The organism is Pseudomonas sp. EMN2, from assembly GCF_009650555.1.
Classification (GTDB): Bacteria; Pseudomonadota; Gammaproteobacteria; order Pseudomonadales; family Pseudomonadaceae; genus Aquipseudomonas; species Aquipseudomonas sichuanensis.
Genome location: NZ_VZZR01000009.1, coordinates 178492 through 197955, shown reverse-complemented (window position 1 = coordinate 197955; position 19464 = coordinate 178492). Strand labels below are relative to the sequence as shown.

Below are 19464 nucleotides of genomic sequence, written 5' to 3'. Positions count from 1 at the left end.
GAAATTCAACCAGTGCCAGGTCGATGACCAGATTTGCCGCATGATCCCCTAGCTCATCGCCACCACAGAATACGGGCTTAGTTCAATGGTGCCCTAAGCGGCGGCAACATGAGTTCGTAGTCGTCTACCTCTTGCTCCACCTTCAGCGTCACCCGGTAACGGCCACCGGTAGGGAGGTTAGCTGCCAGTGCCTGGATGGTGTCTTTGAGGTTGCTGGAAGCCAGGGATGCACAAAAGAACTCATCTCCGTTGCATGCCGCGTTGCGGCTAGTTCCGGGGGCCGCCCGCTGCAAAATGGGGGCTTCGGTGCTCACGCTGGACTTGGTTGCCCATTCCACTAGGTGCATACCAGCAAGCGCTCCAACAGGTGCTGCGATCATTACCGCAGTCCCGATGAACATTGCGCGTAACCACCAGCGTTTGTTGATCCCTTGTTTTTCGTTCAGAGCGGTATTCTCGGCCGCGAGGTCCTGTTTCATTTCGTATCCTTTATCTAATGGGGTAGGCTTGTTCGTTACTCACCATCGGTCTGCGCAGCCGCTGCCGGTATGTCGACCCAGGCGGCGGCGAGAGCCCATCTCACGAACTCCTCGACTGTCTGGCCGCTTTCTTCCTGCAGCAGCGCCAGCGTTCCGTAGAGGACCCAATCCAGCCTGCCGGCGTCTTGATCTTCTTCTTCCTGGAAGTCGCTATCCGGGTTCATTTCGTCGAACACATGCTGCAGATGACGGCCATGTGCCCAGTTGAAGTGATCATGCTGGCGCCAGTAACTGGGAAGCTGCAGCGCACTTCGCACCTGGTCCGAAAGGCCGTAATGCTCGGCCGAATTGCATTCAGTGCCATCGTCGTAGGTCCAGTACACGAGGCCGAGCACTGGGTGCTCAGCTGCAACAACGACATTCCCTTCGCTGGCGCCCGTCATACAGCCCCCTCATCGAAGGAATGCAATGCCAAGCGCTGTTTACGCGACTCCAGGTCGGCTGCGGTAAGGTACCGGCCGCGAGCGAGATTGAGGTTTCCACGCGCAAGCCGTTGCACCACCGTTCGAGCGATCTCGGATTTCACCTGGTCACTGCACTTGGCCGGAATCCTGGCCAGGCCGGGCAACAGCGCCCGCACCAGTCGTTTTAAGTACATGCGGTAGTCCTTTATCTGGGGAATGTGCCGTTTGTTTGTGTCGATTGTTTCGAATCAACCTGGACTTGGCCCGCGGAACATGGCCTGCTCTGGCGCTGGCTCGGGATGAACTACCTCCGGCTCGGCGTGCTGCTGCTCGCCGGCGCCGGCGGAGGGCGCCCGCTTGGCCGGCGAAGGCAGTTCCTTTTCCGGCAGCCCGAGTTCGACGCGCAATGCGTTGTCCTGCCGGTGGGCCTCGAGGAGAGCGTCTCGCATTTGCTCGAGCACACGGATTGCTCGGATGCCCTCGATAGTTTCGAGATTGATGCCCTGCAGCTCCCCCGCCAATCGGGTAACCACCTGGTGCGCGTTCAGCAACTGAGGTTTGACCGACTTGTGGAAGCTGGTCATGAATTCGGCCGCGTGGAGCGCGTCACCGCATTCTGTGTGCGTAACGATGGTGGGCGAAGTAATCGACATATTCTTGGCCTTGTCGAACGCAGCCAGGACATGCAAGCCCTGCTCGTATTCGTCACGGAAGCCGGTCCATTCCAGCACCTCACTTATCGGCCCGTTGTTTCCATTGCCGGTGACAACAATTCCTGCCCTGACCTGGTCCCAGTTGTCAGCCGATACACCTTGTCGTTCAGCCTCCGATCGGGAGATGGATATCGCCCCGGCGGGCGCCTCGACGCGCAGAAGCTTCATGCTCTGCTCGTTGAGAAAGCGCCTGTCGGCGCCGTGTATCAGGAAGCCGCGGACTTCACCGATGTCGCGCAACAAGTACGCTGGCGAGTCCGCGGGAATCGATGGGTCCGAGGACCAGCGCAAGCCGATGGTGTCGCCGCCGGTATCTACCACGACCGGAATGCCCAGGCCTGCGATTTGAAGGACGATTGGTGTGCCCTTTGTGTCCATGGTTTACCCCTCAATGCATGATGGTGCGGAGATAAGCTCCGTCACCTGGCGCGCCTCTTCGAGGCGCACGGAAACTGTCTTGACGCTCAGCTCCAGGAACAAATCGTCATTGACGCAGCCACAGCGCCACAGGCGGCCGAGGCAATTTATGTTCCAGGAGAGCCGAACGCTCGTGTCATATGCGGATGCGCCTGCTACGTGAGCGGCGCGGATGTTCTCGCGGACGGTTGCCAGCTGCTCAGGTACTGTCAGCAGCCGCAGCGCTTCGCACCTCGGGAAGGTCTGCAGCAGCTGAATGGCCTGCTGTGGCGTACTGGCGCTAATCGTGCCAACCCAGCTGGCGCCGGCGAACACATCCCAGATCTGCTGCCTCGGTCGAAACAGCCTCGACAGCAATCTGCGTGACCAGCTCGGCCGAGGCGCACATTCGCTCATTGCCGGAAGCATCAGGCTACCTTGGCATTGGAGTGGTTGGAGCGGGCTGCAGACGGATCCACAAACTGCTGGCGTATTTCCAGATTGCCCCTGCTGGCAATGACCTGGGCGTCAGCCTCAACTGGGCGCCGATCGTCGATGGTGAGGATGATCATCGCGTTGTACTGGCGGGTTTTGCTTCCGGCCGGCGCCAGGTCGGCCGAGCCAATCGCCAGCGACTTGCCCATGTGCAGCGTGGACTGGATGTACTGCAGCTGATGCAGGCAGAGCAGCTCCAGCAGCTCGCGATGAGTGACCTGCCGCAGGCCGGAGACCATGTCTTGCGCCAGCAGCTCAGCGCCGGCAAACGTGAAGCGAGATACCGCAACTTCGAAGATTTCGTCAGCCATGGGTGTGTCCTATGCCGATCGTGCACGGTACGTGAGTAGAGACCTGGCCACGTCATCATGGGCGGCCAGGTCAACGAGATGGTTGATTGCTGCAGGTGTTGCGTAAGTGGTGATCCACATCGATGCGGCCGCGATCCCGCCGGCGGCGCAAGGACGAATATCCAGGTAATCGAGCGTGGCGATGTCCAGGTGCGCTTCACCGGTGTTGATGGCCAGCTGCAGCGCCTGGCGATCGGGAGACGCATCGATGTCGAGACCCAGGCCTGGCAACTGCTCGAGCGCGAACCGGCAACTGCGGCCGGCGACCGCCTGCAGGACCTGGTCGATCGCGCACAGGTGGACCTGGCTGGTGCACGTGCTGCAGTTCAGCGCCAGCAACGCTGCGCGATGGGCGCACAACTGCGCGGCCTGGCGGCGACTCACTGCAAGCCGTGGCACCGCGGAGGCCTTGGCGCCGCTGAAGTGCACATAGGCCGCGACCGCAGCACGAGCCTGGTTCGAGCCTGCATCCAACAGCAGCCACTCCAACCCGGTACCGCCGACGCGGTGCACAGACCGATAGGCAGCGACACCGGCGCCCGCCGGCGCCACCACCACCTGCCCGGCGCGCAATGGCTTGAGTTCAAAAGATGTGAACCAGACCACCCTTCCCCCTAAAAAATAGTCCATCCTCCCCATCTGGGACCCAGACACAAACCCCGCCCGCCCCCTTCGGGGGCACCCTTTATCCCCCTGCCCTACCTGGTACTGCTTTGCTCTTCCCTCTCCCGCCGCAGGCGGCCTTTGGACGCCCATTCCAACCCAACACCGGTGTGGGCTTGGTGCCCGGTCGGGGCGCCCCGCTTCTACGTCGACGTAGTAAGGCTTTACTACGGGGGCGTGGTAGAGCTCTCCTACGTGGACGTAGTGAAGCCTTACTACGGTTTCGTAGAAGCGAGACCGTATGTACTGAATTACCGTAGGCAGCAGGCTCAGCGTCTTGGCGTGGCTTCGTACTGTGTTATTGTACGTTGTAAATACACGTGTGCGGAATACTCATGGATACTGATCGCGACGCGGCAGAGATCGAAGCAACACCAGCTCCTTTCACGACTGCACGTATTAAATCGATTGTCCTAGACCATGTCCTTGACAATATGAAAACACTTGTTCCACCCGGTTCGAGTGTGGCAAAGCAGCTGGCCGCGGTTCTTGATACATTGGAAGACCTGGCACAAAAAATCGCTGTCGAAGCTTTGGTGAATCGGCACGATCTCACCCCTGGACCAAGCGCAGCACAATTGCTCAATCCAGGCTCCACCGAGCTAGCAGATCCAACGCTATACGAACTACGGTATCGAATTGTCATGAAAGGTGCGGACGGAACCATCGAACGAGACGACACCATGACAAAGCAAGAAATCGACGAGCTCTGCGGTCCAGGTTTCGTTGAGCAGAAATTCGGCTTAGTCGGTGAGAAATGCCCGAATTCCTCGACTTATGAGGGCAACACGTTCTGGTTTTCGGTAGAGCGCTGCCCCAAAAATGATCTGAACCTTTCGCAACAGCACGTCACCACTCCTACGCGATCTCCAAGCCTCGGATAATCATCCAGTACGGCTCCATCTTGGCGCGCACACGTCGCTTCTACGAAGACGTAGTAAAGCTTCACCACGGCTCCGTAAGAAAGCTCTCCTACGGGAACGTAGTGAAGCTTTACTACGGAGACGTAGAAGCGCCCCGCCCCACTCCACAGCGCAAGACCACACCAGAACAGGATAAACTGGCCCTATCCTGAGGTATGGCACGCTGCGCGTGACGCGGGCTCCGCCCGCGGGTAATCAGGAAGAAAAAGCGCCGCATGCCGGTAGCCCCCGTAGGGGGCGGGACTCCTTTCCAGGCTAGGGGGTGGGGAGGATGGACTACTTTTAAAGGGTGCACGGCGCTCCTCGAGTCCCTGCAGGTGGGGTTACCCTCACGCCGGCGGCGGCCAGGCGATGCCGGCGCGCACCGAGCAAGTCGCCGGCGGCCAGGCCGGCGCAGCAGCCCGTACAGGTAGCCCCCGCAGGGGGCGGTGCCGCGTAGGAACCCCGCCCCTGGGAGGATGGACTACTTTATTGGATTGGCGATCCAAACCGAGCCGGCTCTCGCCCTGGGCCTGCTCTGCCCTCTCCGCGCCGTCGCTGCAGCTGCTCCTGTCGATGCACTTGAGTCCGTTGTGCAGCTGCTTTCGCCGGCGGGCCTGGCCCCGTAGATGGCCATTCGCCGCTGCTCGGCGTTGGCGCCGGCCGCGGGGTGATCCCTATGGCACGCCCCGCCTCGATGCGCACGTGCTCGGCCTGCAGCTGGCCCCTTCGCTCAGCGACTGACCACCGCCTCCTCGCCCGCAGCGGGATGAGCAAGGTCACGAGGTTTATCAACGACTTACGAATTCACGGAAAACACACCCCAGCGATCCCGAGCAACGCACCGGTTCCTGGATGTGGCGGCTAATTGTCGGCGAACGCGCCCGCTACAAGTCCAAAGAGAAGCTGGAGAGCTCGATCAAGTGCTGATCTGGTAGGAAGCAGCGACCCGCTGCTGAGGCGGCAGGGCATGTGGAGTGTGCCCTGCCCGCGGCCGAGCTATGACTTCAGCACGCAATATGCTGCGCGCACTTTCTCGTGCGCCGCCGAGTAGCGCTTAGCGGTGATATGAACAGTCTGCCGGGTGGCGCCGGTTTCACGCCCTGCGTCCGCAGGCCTCCAGCTTTCCACTAGCACAAGTCTGGCTGCTCTGCTCGCGGGGCTTGTAGCAGTCCCGCCCATGAGTTCAACGAGCAAGTCGAACTGCTCACCTGTCATTTGTGTCTCAATCCCGCGATTTGGCCAACGTCATGTTGGCAAATGTATTATCAGCGTATCATACGGTCAAGCTGCTGGCGCCTCCGCTGCGCATTGTACCTTCCCGCAAGCTGCTTCCCAGCGCAGGCACCTACCGTAATCAACACGTTTGGAGCGTTCCTTGAAGACTTTCCTGCTGCAGATCTGCTGGATGATGCTCATCATCTGGGGCGCGACCAAGGTTGCTTTCGCCCAGCAGGTCATCGAGCCAGCTCAGGTGTTCATCACCAGCAATGAAGCCGCCTGCGTGTTGGCTGGCGCTCCAACTGTAAACGGCGGGTGCAAGGCCCATGGCCACCTTGAGGGGACAGTGGAAGGTAAATGGCGACTGCACACCGAGCATTCGCCGCAGGTGGTAATCGAGTCAAAGTACTCGGCGCGCCCACCAGTACATCACCCTCTGCAGAGCAGCAACGAGGCTGAGCATGACACGCAAGAAATTATGGGTGGACCGTCGCTGTTGCGACTGGGATACCTTCCTGACAGGCCTGATGGCTGCTGCCCATCGGTCTGGCTTTCCACTGCTGCTCGTTGACCGGTGCGAAGCTCGTCGCTACTGGCGCCAGCACTCATGCACTGGTGCCGAAGTCATAAGGATGCAGCGAGCTCGCGAGATGAACGACGCCCTGTATAACGGATATGGCGATCCTCCCCCACCACAGCCGCCGCCACCAGGTGGCAGACCAGTGCGGCCATCACCTACACCGATTAGGCCGCTTGCCTTAGGATGACGCTCACAGGCGGCGCCGTCGGTGGGGCAGTAGACCTCACGCCTGAAGACGAGTGAATCTGCAGGGGAGCCTCGCTAGCCGCGACCCTGGGCTACCAAATCTTCAAGTACAAAAAAACCGCCCTATGGGCGGTTTCTCGGGCGGTTCGGATAGGAGATCTGAAACCGCGATTTGCACTGAAGCGATTCGACGCACCAACTTTAGCGATGTACCAGGTCGAATGCAATGTTTATCACGTCGGGCCCGCATCCGTCTTGGCCTCCATGGCATCAAAGACTGGGTTTTCAGGTCAGACTGCGAACGGTGCCCACGGCAGGACACCGCCAAATGCGTCAGAGCGAGGTGTAAAGCCCAGTGGCGGCAGTGAAGGTCGATCGGAGCATATCGCCGTAGACCATGCTGTCGCGGGCGATTATCAACTCTTGCGGCCCCTTCGTGCGTGAGTGGGTGATTTTGGAGTATTTGACCTCGTAAAGGTCGGCCTTGGTCAGCTGGATGTCCACGAAGTTGATCCCATCTTTCGCGAAGTTGTTGCTGAGTTTAAAGCGCAGGTTGCCATCGCAGAACATCAGGTGCTTCGCACCCGTCATCGCCAGAAAGCGAGCACCGCCGAGCTGCTTCAGGATCGTCTCGGAAACTTCCCGTCGGCAACCTTCGCAGCGGGTGTACTTCAGGTTCAAGCTGTCAACGAAGGTGGCCGAGCAGCAAATGCATTCTAGGGTGGTTGCGGTGGCGGCTTGCTGCATGTCTAGCTCCAGATTCAAAGGGATATGTGGCCACTATAGTTCCTTTTAACGGAACTGTAAAGCCAATATTCCCCCCCCCCTGATGATGGCAGCTTTCAACGGGCAGCCCGCTCCAGCTCCTCCAGCCGACGCCACGCCTTCAGGTACTTTGCCATGCGCTCTTGATCTTTTGGGGTGACCTGCGTCAGTCGCTTGAAGTCCATGTTATCCCTGAGGTCTTCCTGCTTGATTCGCCTCGTCAGGGCCGAAGAGCCAGCCCTCTCGATGTAATCAGCATAGGACTCGCCAGGCTGGCGCGTGAGCAGCAACACGCCGGCCACCACAGCTTCAGGGAAGCCATCTGCCCTCAGTTCCTCGGCAGTAGTAGCCGAGTCTTCGATCACGTCGTGCAGCAAGGCAACAGCTTGCGCAACGGGGTGGGTGAATGCAGCCATTACGCGAATAGGGTGCAGTATGTAGGGTTGCCCGCCCTTGTCGACCTTCCCCGCATACGCGCTCAAGGCGCGCTGCAGGGCCAGCTCCACCAAGTTGATTGGCGCCGGTTCTGTTGGCTGGCCACGCCCCATCTCGTGCAGCCAGATGGGAATCAGTTGTCCGATCTGGGTGAGGTTTTCGACTTCCCAACAAGCATCCAGGTACTCCAAGGCTTCGGCGTCAAAGGCGGAGACACTCAGGTGGCCATCGGGGTCTGGCATGTCCGACTCTGCATTGTCGACCACCGAGAACAAGACCCCGTTGACGATTTTCTGCGCTGCCCACTGCTGGCTGCCGGTGTTCACGATTTCATAGCCCGCGCCAGTCCACAGCGCAGCGTTCCTTGCTTTGAGGGTGTCACTCATTTTCATGCCCTGTAGAGATGCCGGAAGCCAAAATAATGTTCCATTAAATAGAACATGTAAAGGGGCGCGCATTGCTCTGTAGATCATCTTTTGCTATATTTGTGTCCATAGATCAGATTTACCGGAGTACTGAGCATGAGCCAAGCAACTACTGCACGGGCACCATCCACAAAGGATGCGGGCGCAGTCGCGCTGCGTGCCGCTGTCAAGATCATGGAGAATTGGTCTGCGACCCAAAAGGAAATTGAGAGCACTCTTCGCATCTCGCGTAGCACCTACTCGCGCGCCAAGGAACAGGGCCGTGTTGTGAGCCTGGACAGTGATCAGCTTGCTCGTGTCAGTCTCATTTTGAACATGCATGCCGCTCTGCGCACGATCTTCGACAACCCAGAGAACGTGTACGGCTTCCCCAAAATGCCGAACGACAACGAGTTCTTCGAGGGCAAGGCCCCTCTGGATATCATGGCCACCGGCTCGTTCATCAACCTGTACGAAACGTTCCGCCGCATTGACGTGTCGCGAGGTGCCCAATGGTAACAGCCGCTGAACTGGCCACGCTGCGTGGTGGCGACAACATCAAGTCGTATCGATTGGTGAACTCCAAGTTTCCGCCGATCGCTCTGTTTGATGACGTGGCCAGCGCCGACGAGTTCGAGATTCTGTACGCAATTCAAGCCATGACGAACCCGCGCCTGCAGAACGAAGTCGGCGCCATCAACTTAATCCCACACAGTGAGATCCCGTTCGGCATCACCGGCTGCTCATACGCCACAGCGCCGTTCACCCATGTGAACCCAGACGGCTCCCGCTTCGGCGATGGTACTTTCGGTATGCTGTATCTGGCCGACACCATGGAGACAGCCATCGCCGAGGTTCGTCACCATCAGGAGGCGTACTGGAGCAAAGTGCATGGGCTCAATTACGAGCGCTTCGTCTTCCGAGGCCTGGCCTGCCAGTTCGACGAGGTTGGGGTGCTGGATGCGACGGTGCTTCCGTTGTCGCACTCGATCTACGCGCCAGGCGACTACAGCGCGTCCAGGGCCTTGGGCCGCGAGGTGAAGAAGGCGAAGGCCGCAGGCCTGCGCTATCACTCGGTTCGTTCACCGGGCAACACCTGCTGGGCACTGACCACCCCGCGACACGTTGCGTCGATCATCCAGTCGAGCCATTACGAGATGGTCTGGAACAAGCAGATCACCAGCGTCAACAAGCTCGTCTCCAGCGCGTGAGGCATAGCGCCGGCCTAAACGCCGGCGCACGTCTTTGGCGCCAGCAACTCAAGGGCAACAGCCGCGACGGCGCGGCGCAGACAAGGTTCACCCATGAAGTATTGGACAGCAACATGCAGTGAGTGCGGGAGCGTCAAGGTCATGCAGAAGACCAAGCCGACGACCTGCAAGGAATCGATCCGCACCGGCCTGCGCTCCAGTCGAATTTGCGGCAAGACGCTCACCAGCCAGGAGAATGTGACGACCCAGTACAAGGCGATGCGTGGTTTCCGGAGCAGCAAGCCGCAGCTGGAGACCATCCTGGACACCCGCGCCATGGCGGCAGCGGTTGAAGTTGCGCGGAAGCGCTGGCCGCATGTGCAACTCACTTACGTCGGCACTGATCGTGAAACCTTCCAGCATTACTTTCAAGAGTGGGCAAACCCTAAGCACTTCATCCTGGGGGACTAGGTGCAATCGCATCAAGACTAGCGGCGCCAAGCCTGTCGAGCGGGCGCTAGAGCATCACGAGAGGACCTCCATGAAAAAACTACTTTGCATTGCAATTTTGTCCGGCCTGGTCGGCTGTAATGCTGGCAACAATTCTGCTGACGTGCGGAAGCATCTGAAAGCTCAGGCAGCCGCCCTCCCAGCATGCGCCACAGCTGCCGCGCAGGAATTTTCAGTACCAGAAAAGCTGTTCAAGGCAATGGCCCTAGCCGAGGGAGGCACCGTCTCCGCCCCATCTCCCGAGGCGAGAAATTCCTATGGCCCGATGGGGCTGGGCGCTCCTGCGATACCTCTGATGGCAAAGGGGCTTGGCGTGCTCGAGGCGGCGGTCAAAGACGACGCCTGTACAAACTACCGCGCAGCTGCTTGGTGGTATGCGAACAAATCGGTGGAGAACGGCCAGCGCGACGACGTGTGGGCGACGGTCACACGCTTCTACTACGGCAGTGCCTCACGCGAGGCGGCCCCTGCTACTGAGCGCGTTAAGAAGATCTACGCCGAGTTGTAAATCCTGCTGTAGCTACGGCAACCGTGGCCCTCGAATCATTTACCGTGTGGAGTGGATGGTCCATTATTGGCTTATTCCATTTCTATTAGCCAATTAACTATCTGGCGGAACATCATGTCCAAGCAGCAAAAAATGAGAACCAACTCAATTTACGCGCCGCTACGGTATGCAGCCACGCGACCTTTCGCTCAGCGGCTTGGAACGGAATTCATTGAACAGGTGAGGCTTGGAAAGGCTGAAAGACACAAGTTCATAAGTGAAAAACTAATGTTCTCAATTCAGTCATCAATTGCGCAACTTGGCCGACCTGCCGGCCCTGGTCCGGCACAGGCAGAAATCACTAACGTTCAAACCTTTGGCTCTTTCATGGGCGGGGGAGCATTAATCTTTGACCTGAGCGATCACGTGCCGACGCTCCTATCTACAGACGTAAGCACTGTGCCGCTGTGGGCCCTACCAGCTATAGCGGATAGCTTTTACCTCCATTTCGGGCGTAACGACAAGTTAGAGCAAGATGATGTATCCATCGAAGGCGTGTTCGTTACATGGTTCAAACCCAAAGATGAGCCATCAAGACTGATTTTGGATTTTGTGACAAAAACACAATTCAATAGAACTGATTTCTGGCTTGTTGAGGCGGGGGAGCCATTCTTTGGCTGTTCGGTCGAGATATCCAACCCTGATCTAAGTGTAAGGGATGCACTCGAACGCTCCGTTCATCAAATTGTAGAAAACAATAAGGCAGTGGAAGCGCAGATTGAGGAGTTGATCAAGCGAATGGAGGCGCTTCATGGCAAAGCGGTAGTCTCAGTACCAACTCAAGTCCATGACCTAACCACTAAGCTTCCTGTTCTCCGACGCGGGTTGGCGTTGGTGGCCAACTCTCTGCTGTATCTCGGCGCTACGCGCGCGGGGGACACGCATCAGCCGTCAAGCCAGCCAGGAGCCAGCAGCTCCTCTGGGTTCTCTGCCTCAGTGATAGTTTGCTGATTTGAGCCCGAGCATCGGGCTAGAAGGCCTGAGCCCCGCCAACTCGCGCCACATCGCCGATTGGCGGGGCGGCAGCCGCCCCACCCTTTCGGCCCGCGGCACTTAGCCAACAGTCACCGGAACGGCCCCCTCGACCTTGCGCAGGGTTCGAGTATGGGCCCCGTATTTCGCTTTGAAATCACGCGGAATTCGCTTCATGCCGAGCTTCGCCGCAAGCCTTGGCGCGACATCCCAAATGCCAGTACCAGCTGGCTGTTTCTTTGCGTACTGCTTCAAGTTGAAGGTGGCCACCTCCTGGGCGGTCTCGCAGAAGCCCTGCGGGCTAACAGCGCCAAACCCCAAGTCCGTCACTTGAAGCACTCCCAGTTCACGCGATGCGAAGACGGAGGGGCCGACGTACTTGCCCTCCTCGCTGCGCGGGAAGCCGACTGCGGGGTCATAGATGAGGCCGCCCACCTCAACCCAGCTGTGGTCAAAATACATGCCCTGGGCGTGCACTTCACCGATGATCAGCTCAGCCTGGACGCCCTGCTCCAGAAGCAGCATGTAGAGGATCGCCGAGGAGTCATGGCACGCCCCCCAAAGCCCGTTGTCCACGAGAAACCGCAGTACCACCTCGAAGGTGCTGAGCAGCACCTGGCCATCTGGTACCGCGGCCGCCAGTGATTCAGCGCCAGCCATCCAGCGCACTGCACGGCGGTTGCTCACGTAGAATTGCACCTGCTGCTGGAGCTGCTTGATGTGCCGATAGATCTGCTCATCAGACTGCACAACAGCAGCCCGGCCGTGCTCTCGCACAAAGCGTTGTTTGAAACGTTGGGCTTCTTCCGAATGAAAGAGGTCTTCGACGTTTAGCGGCCTCATCTCAGCGGTTGTGCTGTAGCTCCGCGTGTTCATAACCACCTGGGTAGGGTGATCGCTGCCTTCAATGACCTGGAATCCAATACGCTCGTAAAGCGGTACCAGGTGAACAGCGCAGGTAAGTTCCACGTGCGGATATCGCTCTACCAGTTGCTCCATCATCGCGCGGGCCACGCCTTGGCGCCGAGCGCCGGCAGCGACAGCCATGTAGCTGATACCGCAGGCCTCTGGATTGGTAGGCGTCGGCAGATAGAGGACGAAGCCGATCACGTTGGCCGCGTCATCGAGCGCAACAGCAAGCTCGCTTGGCGCGCTGCTCAGCTTGCCCATCAACTGCAGGTACTGCTTCACCTCGGCGACCAGAGCCCACTGATGAAATTCGTACTGGATATTGCTGCGTGGAATGCTCCAGCTGCTCAGCTCGGAAGCGTTGTCCTCCACCAGGCGCAGGACCTGACGAGTGACGTGCTCCAGAGGCGTGCTATCAAAAACGACGACCTTCACCATGTGTACCTAACTCCTTGTGGGGTATTCGGAACGAAGAGAGGCCGGCAGCGAAAGCAGACCGGCCGTGGGAGTGACATTGAAATCAGGGCGCCTGGAATGGCTACGATCGATGCATTTCAGCGCTAGGCGACAGGCAGCACTGAGGCTAGATTTGGAAAACTACCGCCTTCGTCGGCGCTTCTGCTTGGCCGGCAATGGCCTTGCTCAAGGCGATTTCGGCGGAAAGAAGCGCGTACTGCTGGCGCTGGATATTGATCCAGCGCACCAGGACCTTGAAGTACCACGAGTTCATCGATTGGCCCACGCCACCTTCCCGGCATACATCCTCCAAGCCAGTACGGACTTTTTCTCGTACTGCATCAGGAAACCGCACGACGAACTTGGAGTCGCGCTCAGCTCGGCCACCTTGGAAGTCTGGAACTTGGGCGAGTACCGTTTCCGAGACCTCGGGGCCTAGGCTTTTCTTGAGGCTTTCATTGATCGCCGTACTGCGCTCGAAAGCGCCCAGCCCTTCCACGATCGCTGCAGCTATTTCAGAGTTGCGTGAGCGCCCTTGTAGGAGAGCGAGGCCTGCCAGCTCAGAGAACAGTTGCTCGTTCCCTCGGATTACAAACTTGTCGGCCGTTCGCGAATCAACTTTTTTCGGCAGGACCGGTCCGCGCTTGATAATCCCGAGATGGCGATTCAGGGCCGCCATTGCAATGCTAGAAAGTTCTGTAGCCATGGGTGTTCCAGATTTCGAGTTTTACTTAGTATCTGTTCTGTTTATCGGAACAGTCAAGCACTGAGTAACCTCTTCTGGCTTGATGAGAACGCCCCAGCTTTGAATGGAAAAAACAGCGTTCTCCTTGGAGATGGTGACCCCCAGGCCTTCTTGAATGTCATGCACGTACTTGTCGATATTGCCTTTGCTCAGGCCTGTCAGGTTCGCAATCTTGACGACGGTCGGGTTCTTAATTTGCTTGATCGCCGCAAGGACAACCCACAGTCGGCCCGTGTGTCCTTTTGGGTATTGCGGCACGCCGTGCTCGTTCGTGGGGAGGCTCAGAGTGGTCACCATAATTCGGAGTGGCTGCGCAGTCGGCAGGCCAAATCTTGATTTGGGCCAATATTAGTTCCATTCATCAGAACAAGCAACGGCCCGGCGCGCGGGTCGCGTGATCTTGAAGATTAAAAACTGTTTCTGAGATTAAAAACTGTCGCAGCGAGAAGTGGTCACCTCTGCTTGCACGACGGCAAGGCCCAAGCACACAGGGATAGCAGGGTGAGCTGCGACAGTTTTTACTCTGCACGCCAAGTGGTGCTGGCGGTGACTGGCAGGATTGGGACAGTTTTGTATTTTATGCATTGCCGACTGGAGGTACCAGAAAGCCGGCCAGCGCAGCGAAGGTTTTGGGCCTCCGAGACCAGCGTGTCGGCTCCTGAATGAATGCGCCCCCTGACTGACGAAGGCTTCAGCCGGTGGCTGCGACATCCTGTGGCAATTAATGCGACTGTCTTAGGTTTTGCTGGCAATAGCTGCGACTGCCTAAGGTTTACTGATCAAGTGGCATTCCTTAATCCCTTGCGGCAGACCCCGCCAGCCTATTAGGCTCAGGCCCCGCAATCTGCGTGCGGCGATCAAGTGGTCATCACAAAAATATCAGCTGGATTTAGGGATTCTGGGGTATGAGGCGGCAAAAAGCAGATCCGCGCGATGCGCATATGGCTCGCTACGAGCAGTTTGCCTGGCAGGATGCACTGGCGTTGGCAGCTTGGCTGAAGCAGTCCTTCGACTTGGTGCAGGTAAAAGAGACCTTCGATGCCCTTACAGTTGAGGAACTTCACACGTTCGAAACGGAATCCGAAGGGTTCATCCGGGAGCTGTTAGCCAAACCTGTAAGTCAACGCCCAGCTTACTTGCGCAAGGTCGGCAAGAACGTCAGTGAAATGACCCAGGCGATTCTGATTGTCCTCGCGATCATAGCCCAGGTCCGAGTTATGGAGGTGATCGAGATCCGTGACCGCTTCCGCTACTCGCTGTATCCAGGCGGCGCCAACCGGGCCACCTGCGCCAGCATCTACGCATTCAACAACGAGATGAGGGATGTCACCTTCATGAATTGGCCGACGCGGGTGTTCGATGCGCTCGCTGAGCAGGACGCCGAGCAACAGGATTTTTTGGCGAGGCATAGAGAGATCTTCGAGCAGTGGGAGGCTGCCGACCGTCCGCGCCCCACTGAGGCAGACTGATCTCATACCTCAGGGGCTTCGACTGCGCGTCCAGTCCCCAGCTGGGGGCAGCATCCCTCCAGGGACAGTTGAACACCACACCACCCGACACTGTGATTAAATACAGTTAGCACCCTGCCATCACCAAATGATTTGGAGATTGACCAGTTGTTGACTGAAGAACCGGAGCTCATTTCAAGCTACGACGATCTGCGGGCCAGGCCGGATTTCGAGGAGGCTTTAGCATTCTTCCCTCATGCCCAGCGCCGTTTCGGAGCAGTCCTGGCCCCCTACCGCTTCCAGGATCGAGTCAGTTGCGGGATTGCCAGCTGCCGCCAACCGCACCTCACTGGGTATCTGATTTCTACCAGCGACGGGAAAGAAACCGCGATCGGCAGTGACTGCGGCAGGACTCACTTCGGGGTCTCGTTCAACCGAGAACGAAAGCGCATTGACGCGCTCATCGATCGGCGCCGACGGATCGACACCATCACGACGATGATTGAAGGCCTTGGCGCAATGATGCCCCTCATCGAGCAGCTGGACCGTGACTACCATACCTTGGTCCAGCTGAAGCAACGCCTCATGGGCGCTGTCGGCACCGTGACCTACCAGCGCCTCAAAGGCAGAGCGGAGCGCGGTTATGCGGCCATCGAAAAGGAAGTGCCCATGACCGAGCGTGAAGCAGAGGCATTTTTCGCGACGAGCAATCGCAGCCCAGATGACGGCCTTGGATGGCCCACTAACACCGTGGTACTCGGCAGGATTGATGGCCTCGACTTCTTCAAGGGCGACACGAAAACCTTGATGATCAGCAACCTGATCACTCCCATACGCAACCTGGCCAAGACCTCGCCGGCGGACGTGCTTATGATGAAGCCGCGGGCATTGGGCGCGACCGCCAAGTGGGTTGGCCAGGTTCCAACCCACTTGGCCAGAGCACAGGCAGTTGTGGCAGCGGGGCGTGCGTTTTTCAGCGCATCAAACCTCCAACATCTGACGAGACTCGGCGCCAGCGCGGCGCCGCTACAACTCATGATCGAAACGCTCTGACCTGATTGGCGCAGGACCTGGCCAGTCCGCGCCCTCCCCATGCATCTCGCCCATTCACTCATACCCCAACGTGCGGCATCGCGTGGGTGCTTGTATGATGAAGGCATAACGAGAGGTCGCCAGGCGTTACCTGGTGACCTACCGATCAGAATATGCGGGGGAAGTGAATGGCCAGGGCGAAGAAGGGAGCGAACGCATTAAGCAGCTCGAGCACCGAGGCGACCACTCAGCTGCGCTTGTTTGAGCTCCTGGACGCATCCGACTCCGACTACAGCAACACGGTCGAGCTCTATGACGCGCTACCAAAGTACGTCTGGTCGATCTCCGAGCAGGAGATAAGCAAAAATCGCGTGATCAACAGGGCATTCAAGTCACGAGGGGTCACGTACGCGCTCAAGATCAAGCCTGCGGTTGTGGAGCGCAAAAAGGGCGACGAGGTTGAAAGCGTCATGCTCTACCCAGGGCCGCGCGAAGAGATCATCGAAGAGGTGCTCCGCAAACTGGCAGTTCAAGGGAACCTTGGAGTCGCCGAAAATGGCGATGTCAACTCCCCCGTCGGCGTTTACTTCACGGTCAACCAGTTGCGCAAGGAGTTGGCCAGGACAAACCACACCTACAGTGCACGGGAGGTGCTTGAGGCCCTTGATGTCATGAGCTCTTCGCTACTTGAGGTTTCCACCGGAAGAGGCTCGGACAAAGACGCATACCGTGGCAACCTCCTTTCTTCGCTGGCGCTACGGACCCGCAAGGATTACCTGGAAGACGGTTCAGCCAAATGCTTTGCCACATTCCACCCGCTTGTTCAGCATGCGATACGCACTCAACAGTTCCGCATGTACGACTACAGCACGTCGATGAAGATTCGCTCAGACCTCGGCCGGTACATGTTCAAGCGGATGTCCCACTACTGGGTCCAGGCATCTCCAGATCACCCATATCAGTTCAAGCTGATCTCGTTCTTGGAGAGCAGCCCGCGCGGTCTATCCCCGCAGATGAAGGACAACATGCGAGCGATACGGCAAGCGTTGACAGCCCTCGCGGAGCAGGATGTCATCTTGCCCACATGGACTGAGACCATGATCAAGAACCCTCAAGATCGCCGGAAGACCGACGATGTCGCCTACGAGGTGTTTCCTACCGAGGCCTTCCGCAAGCAAACCATGCGAGCGAACAGGAAGCAGAACATCGTGAATGGCCGTGTGTCGATCAGCGACGCACGTCAAGCAATCAACGATCAGTCCGACAAGCCACAGGATGAAGATGTTGAGCACGTGGACGATGCGGGCAACATCTTCGTAGACGACGACCACCAGCCAGATTATTGAGCGCTTCAAACCTTCATCTTCGTGCTTAGCGAGACATCAAATCCGCTAACGGCCGGCCGCTCTTGACGGAGCCTGGCTCAGATGAATTTGGGCGCCCCAAACCTCCTACCTGAGCCCCCTTCCCTGCTGGCGCCCCAAGCCAACAAACCGCCACTCCCTTTAACCAAGGATTCAGGGTTCGGCTCTCAGAACCTCCAACCCTATGGGTCTGCTCCCATAGCAGTAGAGCGCAGCAAACCTACATCACCTTTGCACGGGTAGAGCAGCGATAGCCCAGGAATACCCGATTCAGCGGAACAAACCTACAACCCTACACGGCTGGTACTTGCCGCCGGCACAAGTTCGGCGCATTCATCCTCCAACATGAGCTATTGGGCCCTGCATATCGGGCGCAGCATTCCTTCAACATTGGCAGACATCCAGCTGAATTAGCGATGCAGATAAGGTCGTGTTGAGATCCTGTGGCTAACCCTGTGAATAACAACGTTTTTGTTGTAGGTCTGCTGCGCCCATTCCACCCCCCTGTTGGAGGATTGCTGCGCCGTATGCGAGATCACAGGGTGGCCTGTTGGAGGTTCAGCGCTCCCTACCTCACCAGGTTGGAGGATGAATGCGCCACACCCACAATTCAGGAATTCCTTCTTGTGTCAGGGTTGTAGGTCTGGCGCGCCGAACCGCTGCAGGAAGGCCTGACCCACCCTGTTTCTGAGGCGTTTTGTGGATAACTCTGTGGTCAAAATCCGGCGCATTTTTCGGGTTGGAGGTCCGCTGCGCTCTAGGTTGTAGGTCTGTACCGCTCTATGATGTGGGTGTGCTGCGCCCATTTTTTCCATCGTAGCTCGTCACTACGGGGCCCCGAAGCGCATTGAGCTCCGCCTAACCGCTTTTATCCCGCTCTTAGCCTTTTAATCAAAAATCAACAGCTGCTCCGCAACCTGTAGCTTTGCACTCGGTAAATGAGCGGCTGCCTATTCGGCAGGTGTTCCAACCGTCTGCGCAGTCCAACTGCTTGACTTGTTCTGTTAAACAGAACCACAATGACGCCGTCGGCGCATGCGTCATTATCAACTGGGCTAGGTAAATGATCAGCTCTCACACTCAGCAATCCCTTCCTGCAGCTGAACTCTCTCAGCGTGGGAGTCTCACCCACAGTGGCGGTGACGATTACAAGTTCGAGGTGCCGGCGAATCCTGTCGCAGGCACAGGTCCGGTGACCTCCTGGTGGACCGCCGAGGCTGATGATCACGACTTCCTTCAGTCCTTGATCACCCCACCGATCAATGTTTGGGTAGAGTTGACCTATGCCGGAAAACGCTGGGCCTTCGATGCCGATCAGCTGGCCGAGTGGGACGAAGAGGATCAAGAATTCCAATTCTGTATGTACCATAAGCTCGCTGAGCCTAGCTGTGAATCAATCATCCAGCTAATCCAGCTGCTCTGACAGCCTCCGGCCTGGCCTGCAAAGCCCAGCGAACAGCTGGGATGTGCCAGTAGACGCAGTGCAAATTCGGCATCCACCCACAACAGGACAGGAAAATGAGCTGGAGCATTGACGCGACACTACCGGAGGGTTGGACCTCTGAGAAGGACCGCACTTACGGCACCATCATCACAGCAGTGAAAGAAGGTCGCCAGCAAGGATCGGTGACCATTTGTGAGGAAAAGCGCTCATTTTGCCTGGGCATCGCGCCACCCCGCACGCGCGGCGACCACAAAGGCCGTGGTTGGAAAGCGGCGCTGTACGGCGATGCAGTCAAAGCTCTGCAAGAGGCGCTCAAGTAGCGCCGAGCATCTCCCCGCTCTGGCAGCAATGATTGCTGCCAGGCCATCGAATAGAGGAATGGACGATTATGAGAGGCAAGAGGGTGAAAGCGCTTCGCCGTGCCAGTAGGTCAAAAAAGCTGTTATCCAATGACCAAGCAGTACGACTCCACTCCAAAGGGTGGGTGGGAAAAGGTATGGTCACGATGCTATATGTCGACGAGTTGACCAAGCCTTCTGGCACCTGGCGTGAGTACTGGAGCAAACGCCTGCAGCGGATATCACAGGCAAACCGCCTTCCGCGCGGCTTCAAACAGCCCAAACCGCTGTTCTGCATCGACTGAAATGCAGCCATGCTGCAAGCGGCGCTACGGGGCTCTTTCCATAGTACCCCTTCCAATGAGGCCCCTATGCGGCTCAATGTCGAAAAACTGACCCCGTTACTTGCTGCTGAATGGGCGGCTAACAGTGCATGGAACGCTGCTGCAGACGCTC

General features: G+C 58.0%; 24 protein-coding genes. 12 read left to right on the top strand and 12 right to left on the bottom strand.

Features of this window, described 5'->3' with window-relative positions:
* Nucleotides 1-77: 77 nt before the first annotated feature.
* The 7 genes from F6X61_RS03510 to F6X61_RS03480 are packed head-to-tail and all read right to left on the bottom strand — an operon-like array spanning nt 78 to nt 3527.
* A complete protein-coding gene (locus tag F6X61_RS03510; RefSeq protein ID WP_153785417.1) occupies nt 78-479 on the bottom strand; it encodes a hypothetical protein in 402 nt (133 codons plus the stop codon).
* Nucleotides 480-514: 35 nt separating this feature from the next.
* A complete protein-coding gene (locus F6X61_RS03505; RefSeq protein ID WP_153785416.1) occupies nt 515-922 on the bottom strand; it encodes a hypothetical protein in 408 nt (135 codons plus the stop codon).
* Nucleotides 919-1137, bottom strand: a complete 219-nt coding sequence (locus tag F6X61_RS03500) for a hypothetical protein (protein ID WP_153785415.1) — start codon at nt 1135-1137, stop codon at nt 919-921. Before F6X61_RS03500 ends, F6X61_RS03505 begins: the two co-directional genes overlap by 4 nt.
* Nucleotides 1138-1191: 54 nt before the next feature.
* Nucleotides 1192-2034, bottom strand: coding sequence for a hypothetical protein (locus tag F6X61_RS03495; RefSeq protein WP_153785414.1), 843 nt, complete (start codon nt 2032-2034; stop codon nt 1192-1194).
* A gap of 3 nt (nt 2035-2037) precedes the next feature.
* Nucleotides 2038-2481: a hypothetical protein gene (locus F6X61_RS03490; RefSeq protein ID WP_153785413.1), complete on the bottom strand. Its 444-nt coding sequence runs from the start codon at nt 2479-2481 to the stop codon at nt 2038-2040.
* On the bottom strand, nt 2481-2858 hold the full coding sequence (locus F6X61_RS03485) for a hypothetical protein (RefSeq protein ID WP_153785412.1): 378 nt from the start codon (nt 2856-2858) through the stop codon (nt 2481-2483). The genes F6X61_RS03490 and F6X61_RS03485 overlap by 1 nt, the downstream gene beginning before the upstream one ends.
* Nucleotides 2859-2867: 9 nt before the next feature.
* Nucleotides 2868-3527, bottom strand: a complete 660-nt coding sequence (locus F6X61_RS03480) for a hypothetical protein (RefSeq protein ID WP_153785411.1) — start codon at nt 3525-3527, stop codon at nt 2868-2870.
* 368 nt (nt 3528-3895) lie between these two features.
* Between F6X61_RS03480 and F6X61_RS03475 the strand changes: the two genes are divergently transcribed.
* Nucleotides 3896-4444: a hypothetical protein gene (locus F6X61_RS03475; RefSeq protein WP_153785410.1), complete on the top strand. Its 549-nt coding sequence runs from the start codon at nt 3896-3898 to the stop codon at nt 4442-4444.
* A 1396-nt stretch (nt 4445-5840) separates the two neighbouring features.
* On the top strand, nt 5841-6254 hold the full coding sequence (locus F6X61_RS03465; RefSeq protein ID WP_153785408.1) for a hypothetical protein: 414 nt from the start codon (nt 5841-5843) through the stop codon (nt 6252-6254).
* 528 nt (nt 6255-6782) lie between these two features.
* Here the strand turns inward: F6X61_RS03465 and F6X61_RS03460 are convergent.
* A complete protein-coding gene (locus F6X61_RS03460) occupies nt 6783-7196 on the bottom strand; it encodes a hypothetical protein (RefSeq protein WP_218575527.1) in 414 nt (137 codons plus the stop codon).
* Between the two features lie 95 nt (nt 7197-7291).
* Nucleotides 7292-8035 (bottom strand): hypothetical protein, encoded by a 744-nt coding sequence (locus tag F6X61_RS27185; protein WP_256671276.1) that lies wholly within the window; start codon nt 8033-8035, stop codon nt 7292-7294.
* Nucleotides 8036-8170: 135 nt separating this feature from the next.
* Between F6X61_RS27185 and F6X61_RS03450 the strand changes: the two genes are divergently transcribed.
* The 5 genes from F6X61_RS03450 to F6X61_RS03430 all read left to right on the top strand — a co-directional run bounded on the left by F6X61_RS03450 (nt 8171) and on the right by F6X61_RS03430 (nt 11251).
* Nucleotides 8171-8572: an antitoxin Xre-like helix-turn-helix domain-containing protein gene (locus F6X61_RS03450; RefSeq protein ID WP_153785407.1), complete on the top strand. Its 402-nt coding sequence runs from the start codon at nt 8171-8173 to the stop codon at nt 8570-8572.
* Nucleotides 8566-9264 carry an RES family NAD+ phosphorylase gene (locus tag F6X61_RS03445; RefSeq protein ID WP_153785406.1) on the top strand — a complete coding sequence of 233 codons (699 nt, stop codon included), beginning with the start codon at nt 8566-8568 and terminating at the stop codon, nt 9262-9264. The genes F6X61_RS03450 and F6X61_RS03445 overlap by 7 nt, the downstream gene beginning before the upstream one ends.
* A 141-nt stretch (nt 9265-9405) precedes the next feature.
* A complete protein-coding gene (locus tag F6X61_RS27180; protein WP_153785405.1) occupies nt 9406-9714 on the top strand; it encodes a hypothetical protein in 309 nt (102 codons plus the stop codon).
* 70 nt (nt 9715-9784) lie between these two features.
* Nucleotides 9785-10261 carry a hypothetical protein gene (locus F6X61_RS03435; protein ID WP_153785404.1) on the top strand — a complete coding sequence of 159 codons (477 nt, stop codon included), beginning with the start codon at nt 9785-9787 and terminating at the stop codon, nt 10259-10261.
* A gap of 114 nt (nt 10262-10375) precedes the next feature.
* Complete coding sequence (locus F6X61_RS03430; RefSeq protein ID WP_153785403.1) at nt 10376-11251, top strand: hypothetical protein; 876 nt, start codon at nt 10376-10378, stop codon at nt 11249-11251.
* Between the two features lie 102 nt (nt 11252-11353).
* Here F6X61_RS03430 and F6X61_RS03425 read toward each other — a convergent pair whose 3' ends face one another.
* From F6X61_RS03425 to F6X61_RS03415, 3 genes are all read right to left on the bottom strand, one after another.
* Nucleotides 11354-12619: a GNAT family N-acetyltransferase gene (locus tag F6X61_RS03425; protein ID WP_153785402.1), complete on the bottom strand. Its 1266-nt coding sequence runs from the start codon at nt 12617-12619 to the stop codon at nt 11354-11356.
* Between the two features lie 145 nt (nt 12620-12764).
* Nucleotides 12765-13343, bottom strand: a complete 579-nt coding sequence (locus F6X61_RS03420) for an Arc family DNA-binding protein (RefSeq protein WP_153785401.1) — start codon at nt 13341-13343, stop codon at nt 12765-12767.
* A gap of 21 nt (nt 13344-13364) precedes the next feature.
* Nucleotides 13365-13640, bottom strand: a complete 276-nt coding sequence (locus F6X61_RS03415) for a hypothetical protein (RefSeq protein WP_256671275.1) — start codon at nt 13638-13640, stop codon at nt 13365-13367.
* Between the two features lie 647 nt (nt 13641-14287).
* Between F6X61_RS03415 and F6X61_RS03410 the strand changes: the two genes are divergently transcribed.
* From F6X61_RS03410 to F6X61_RS03390, 5 genes are all read left to right on the top strand, one after another.
* Entirely contained in the window at nt 14288-14851 is a 564-nt protein-coding gene (locus F6X61_RS03410; RefSeq protein ID WP_178125759.1) for a hypothetical protein, read from the top strand.
* 147 nt (nt 14852-14998) lie between these two features.
* Complete coding sequence (locus F6X61_RS03405; protein WP_153785399.1) at nt 14999-15883, top strand: hypothetical protein; 885 nt, start codon at nt 14999-15001, stop codon at nt 15881-15883.
* Between the two features lie 167 nt (nt 15884-16050).
* Nucleotides 16051-17208, top strand: a complete 1158-nt coding sequence (locus tag F6X61_RS03400; RefSeq protein WP_153785398.1) for a replication protein — start codon at nt 16051-16053, stop codon at nt 17206-17208.
* 1081 nt (nt 17209-18289) lie between these two features.
* Nucleotides 18290-18649: a hypothetical protein gene (locus F6X61_RS03395; protein WP_153785397.1), complete on the top strand. Its 360-nt coding sequence runs from the start codon at nt 18290-18292 to the stop codon at nt 18647-18649.
* Nucleotides 18650-18744: 95 nt separating this feature from the next.
* Nucleotides 18745-18990 carry a hypothetical protein gene (locus tag F6X61_RS03390; protein WP_153785396.1) on the top strand — a complete coding sequence of 82 codons (246 nt, stop codon included), beginning with the start codon at nt 18745-18747 and terminating at the stop codon, nt 18988-18990.
* Nucleotides 18991-19464 lie beyond the last annotated feature (474 nt).

Excerpts from the sequence above, each read along its gene's own strand:
- F6X61_RS03485 (WP_153785412.1), bottom strand. The coding sequence starts at position 2,858 with ATGGCTGACGAAATCTTCGAAGTTGCGGTATCTCGCTTCACGTTTGCC.
- F6X61_RS03475 (WP_153785410.1), top strand. The coding sequence starts at position 3,896 with ATGGATACTGATCGCGACGCGGCAGAGATCGAAGCAACACCAGCTCCT.
- F6X61_RS03505 (WP_153785416.1), bottom strand. The coding sequence starts at position 922 with ATGACGGGCGCCAGCGAAGGGAATGTCGTTGTTGCAGCTGAGCACCCA.
- F6X61_RS03490 (WP_153785413.1), bottom strand. The coding sequence starts at position 2,481 with ATGCTTCCGGCAATGAGCGAATGTGCGCCTCGGCCGAGCTGGTCACGC.
- F6X61_RS03495 (WP_153785414.1), bottom strand. The coding sequence starts at position 2,034 with ATGGACACAAAGGGCACACCAATCGTCCTTCAAATCGCAGGCCTGGGC.
- F6X61_RS03425 (WP_153785402.1), bottom strand. The coding sequence starts at position 12,619 with ATGGTGAAGGTCGTCGTTTTTGATAGCACGCCTCTGGAGCACGTCACT.
- F6X61_RS03400 (WP_153785398.1), top strand. The coding sequence starts at position 16,051 with ATGGCCAGGGCGAAGAAGGGAGCGAACGCATTAAGCAGCTCGAGCACC.
- F6X61_RS03420 (WP_153785401.1), bottom strand. The coding sequence starts at position 13,343 with ATGGCTACAGAACTTTCTAGCATTGCAATGGCGGCCCTGAATCGCCAT.
- F6X61_RS03390 (WP_153785396.1), top strand. The coding sequence starts at position 18,745 with ATGAGCTGGAGCATTGACGCGACACTACCGGAGGGTTGGACCTCTGAG.
- F6X61_RS03460 (WP_218575527.1), bottom strand. The coding sequence starts at position 7,196 with ATGCAGCAAGCCGCCACCGCAACCACCCTAGAATGCATTTGCTGCTCG.
- F6X61_RS03395 (WP_153785397.1), top strand. The coding sequence starts at position 18,290 with ATGATCAGCTCTCACACTCAGCAATCCCTTCCTGCAGCTGAACTCTCT.
- F6X61_RS03500 (WP_153785415.1), bottom strand. The coding sequence starts at position 1,137 with ATGTACTTAAAACGACTGGTGCGGGCGCTGTTGCCCGGCCTGGCCAGG.
- F6X61_RS03445 (WP_153785406.1), top strand. The coding sequence starts at position 8,566 with ATGGTAACAGCCGCTGAACTGGCCACGCTGCGTGGTGGCGACAACATC.
- F6X61_RS03410 (WP_178125759.1), top strand. The coding sequence starts at position 14,288 with ATGAGGCGGCAAAAAGCAGATCCGCGCGATGCGCATATGGCTCGCTAC.
- F6X61_RS27180 (WP_153785405.1), top strand. The coding sequence starts at position 9,406 with ATGCAGAAGACCAAGCCGACGACCTGCAAGGAATCGATCCGCACCGGC.
- F6X61_RS03430 (WP_153785403.1), top strand. The coding sequence starts at position 10,376 with ATGTCCAAGCAGCAAAAAATGAGAACCAACTCAATTTACGCGCCGCTA.
- F6X61_RS03510 (WP_153785417.1), bottom strand. The coding sequence starts at position 479 with ATGAAACAGGACCTCGCGGCCGAGAATACCGCTCTGAACGAAAAACAA.
- F6X61_RS27185 (WP_256671276.1), bottom strand. The coding sequence starts at position 8,035 with ATGAGTGACACCCTCAAAGCAAGGAACGCTGCGCTGTGGACTGGCGCG.
- F6X61_RS03435 (WP_153785404.1), top strand. The coding sequence starts at position 9,785 with ATGAAAAAACTACTTTGCATTGCAATTTTGTCCGGCCTGGTCGGCTGT.
- F6X61_RS03450 (WP_153785407.1), top strand. The coding sequence starts at position 8,171 with ATGAGCCAAGCAACTACTGCACGGGCACCATCCACAAAGGATGCGGGC.
- F6X61_RS03480 (WP_153785411.1), bottom strand. The coding sequence starts at position 3,527 with ATGGACTATTTTTTAGGGGGAAGGGTGGTCTGGTTCACATCTTTTGAA.